The 2,718-nt window shown below is 62.3% G+C and carries 2 protein-coding genes; one reads left to right on the top strand and one right to left on the bottom strand.

The window, feature by feature from the left end; translation table 11 throughout:
* Positions 1 to 76: 76 nt before the first annotated feature.
* Positions 77 to 751, bottom strand: a complete 675-nt coding sequence (locus EN893_RS27865; RefSeq protein WP_127269483.1) for a GntR family transcriptional regulator — start codon at positions 749 to 751, stop codon at positions 77 to 79.
* A gap of 339 nt (positions 752 to 1,090) precedes the next feature.
* On the opposite strand from EN893_RS27865, the gene EN893_RS27860 reads away from it, so the two are divergent.
* Positions 1,091 to 2,593 carry a sugar ABC transporter ATP-binding protein gene (locus tag EN893_RS27860; RefSeq protein WP_127269484.1) on the top strand — a complete coding sequence of 501 codons (1,503 nt, stop codon included), beginning with the start codon at positions 1,091 to 1,093 and terminating at the stop codon, positions 2,591 to 2,593.
* Positions 2,594 to 2,718 lie beyond the last annotated feature (125 nt).

Raw genomic sequence — 2,718 nt, 5'->3', positions numbered from 1 at the left:
CCTGTAGTCCGCGATCGCCTCTGCTTTCACGCCGATACAAAGTCCCATTCTTTGCATGCCGGTGGCTCGCAGGGCTTCAGTCGAGAAGGTCGGCGGCGACTTCGAGCGTGTTGCGGAACGACGTCTCGAGATGGTGTTCCATCGCTTGCGCCGCACCCTCGGCGTCGTGGCGCTTCAGCGCGTCGAAAATGGCCTCGTGCTGCTCGATCGTCTGTTCGCCATAGCCCGGCTTGGGGATGGCGAGATAGCGGCCGCGATCCATCTGTGCCTTTGAGATGTCGACGGCTCTCCAGATCATCGGCAGGCCGCAGATCTCGGCGATGGTGCGGTGAAAGACATCGTCGAGCTGTATCGCGGTGGCATATCTGCCTCGCGATATGGCGAGCCGGTGCGCCGCCATGTTGTCTTCCAGCAATTCGCTGGCGGCCGGTGTGAACTTGGCGGCCGCGCGTCGGGCGCTCTCCATCTCCAGTGCCCGCCGAATGACATAGGCTTCTTCCAGGTCGGCCCGGCTGATCGGAGCGACATAGGTGCCGGTCTGTGCCAAGATCTTGACCAGGCCCTCGTCGCTGATGCGCTTGACCGCTTCGCGCACCGGGGTGCGCGACACCCCCAGGGCCTCCGCGATGGCGACTTCGTTGATGACCTCTCCCGGCTTCAGCTGCCCGACGACGATCAGGTTGCGGATCTTGTGGTAGATCTGATCGCGGAGCGGAAGAGCCCGATTGAGCGTCGAAGGATCCAGGTCCATTGCAAATCCGTATCTTCGTTCACCAGAAATGGCCAGATAATACTAGAATGTCAATCGGAACGCATCCAATGGAAGCGGTCGGGTGTCGGTGGACACGATGTTCATAACGACCGCCGGAAATCCACCTTGCCAGAACTATTATATTAGTGCAATAGTCATCATCCGCGGTGAGAAATTCAACCGCAACCGAGAGCCTGGACTGAGTCGCGTGTTCAAAAGCCCGGACGTTCAAGCCAGTTCGAAGAGGGGTCGAGCTGTGTTGAAGCAGCTATTATACTAAAATATCGATGGCCGATACCGAGGACGATCGGCCGGCCGCCAGGAGGAACCTAGCCAGATATGACTGTCGCCGCCGATTGCGCCTTGGACATGCGAGGCATCAGCAAGACGTTCCCGGGCGTGAAGGCTCTGTCCAACGTCAATTTCGCCGTGAAATTCGGCACCGTTCATGCGGTCGTGGGTGAGAACGGCGCCGGCAAATCGACGCTCATGAAAGTGCTCAACGGGTCCTACGCACCCACCAGCGGCGCAATCAGGGTCGGCGGCGCCGAAGTGCGCATGCGCCGGCCCGCCGATGCCCAGGCGCTGGGCATCCGCATGGTGCATCAGGAAATCAATCTGGTCCCCGACCTGAGCGTCGCCGAAAACGTCTATCTCGGCCGCATGCCGGGCAAGTGGACCTTTCTGCGCAAGGGCGAGATGATCCGGGCTGCAGCCGCCGTCCTCGATGAGCTCGGAGCGGCCATCAACCCGCGTGAACGGCTCGGCAACCTGTCGATCAGCCAGCAGCAGCTCGTCGAGATCGCCAAGGCCTACGCGGCGCAGCCCAGGATCATCGTCCTGGACGAACCGACATCCAGCCTCAGCGAGCATGAGACGGCGGCGTTGTTCCGGATCTTGCGCAAGATGCGCGATGACGGAATCGCCATCATCTATATCAGCCACCGACTGAAGGAGGTGCTCGAAATTGCCGACGAGGTGACTGTGCTGCGCGACGGATCAATGATCGAGACGCGGCCGATCGAAGGCATAAATGCCGCTCACATGATCAGGCTGATGGTCGGTCGCGAAGTCAGCAATGTCTTCCCGAAAAGCCCGGCCGAGATCGGCAAGTCGGTGCTGCGCGTCGAACGCATCAGCGACGGCGCGCGCTTCCGCGATGTCAGCTTCGATGTACGCGCCGGCGAGATACTGGGCTTGACCGGGCTGGTGGGCGCTGGCCGCACCGAGGTCGCCCGCGCGATCTTCGGCCTGTCGCGGCTTGTCGAAGGCACAGTCAGCGTCAACGGACGCGAGGTCTCGATCAACTCGCCATCCCAGGCGGTCAGGGCAGGCATTGCCTATGTTCCGGAAGATCGCAAGGGCGACGGCGTCGTGCCTGGAATGTCGATCCGGGAAAACATCAGCCTGCCCATACTGCGCCGCCTGAGCCGTTTCGGGCGCATCAGCCGCAGCGCCGATCACGCGCTTGCCGCGGACTCGGTCAAGCAGTTTTCGATTTCACCGCCCGACGGCGAACGGCGCATCAGCCTTCTGTCGGGCGGTAACCAGCAGAAGACGGTCATCGCCAAATGGCTTGCCGCCAAGCCCCTGGTCTTGATCCTCGACGAGCCGACGCGGGGCGTCGACGTCGGCGCCAAGGCCGAGATCCACCACATCATTGGCCAGCTCGTCGCAGGCGGCATGGCGGTGGTGATGATCTCCTCGGAACTGCCCGAAATCCTTGGCGTCTGCGACCGCGTGGTGGTGATGCGCGATGGACACGCCTCCGAGCCTCTCCTGCGCAGCGAATTGAGCGAGGAACGCATCATGGCGCTGGCCACGGGGGAGGAGATGGCGTGACCGAAGCGGCCATGGAGATCGGCGGTGTGAACCGCAACGACCGCTTCACGCGTGGCAGCAGGCTTATCGGTGTCCTGTCGAAGGCGGGGCTGGCCTTCGCCATCCTCGCCGTGATGCTCTACGGC

Source organism: Mesorhizobium sp. M7A.F.Ca.CA.004.04.2.1, from assembly GCF_004022825.1.
GTDB lineage: Bacteria > Pseudomonadota > Alphaproteobacteria > Rhizobiales > Rhizobiaceae > Mesorhizobium.
Note: the sequence above shows the minus strand (reverse complement) of the source record. Positions and strands in the feature narration are given on the sequence as shown.

Bases quoted from the DNA above. Each gene is read 5' to 3' on its own strand.
- EN893_RS27865 (WP_127269483.1), bottom strand. From the start codon at position 751: ATGGACCTGGATCCTTCGACGCTCAATCGGGCTCTTCCGCTCCGCGAT.
- EN893_RS27860 (WP_127269484.1), top strand. From the start codon at position 1,091: ATGACTGTCGCCGCCGATTGCGCCTTGGACATGCGAGGCATCAGCAAG.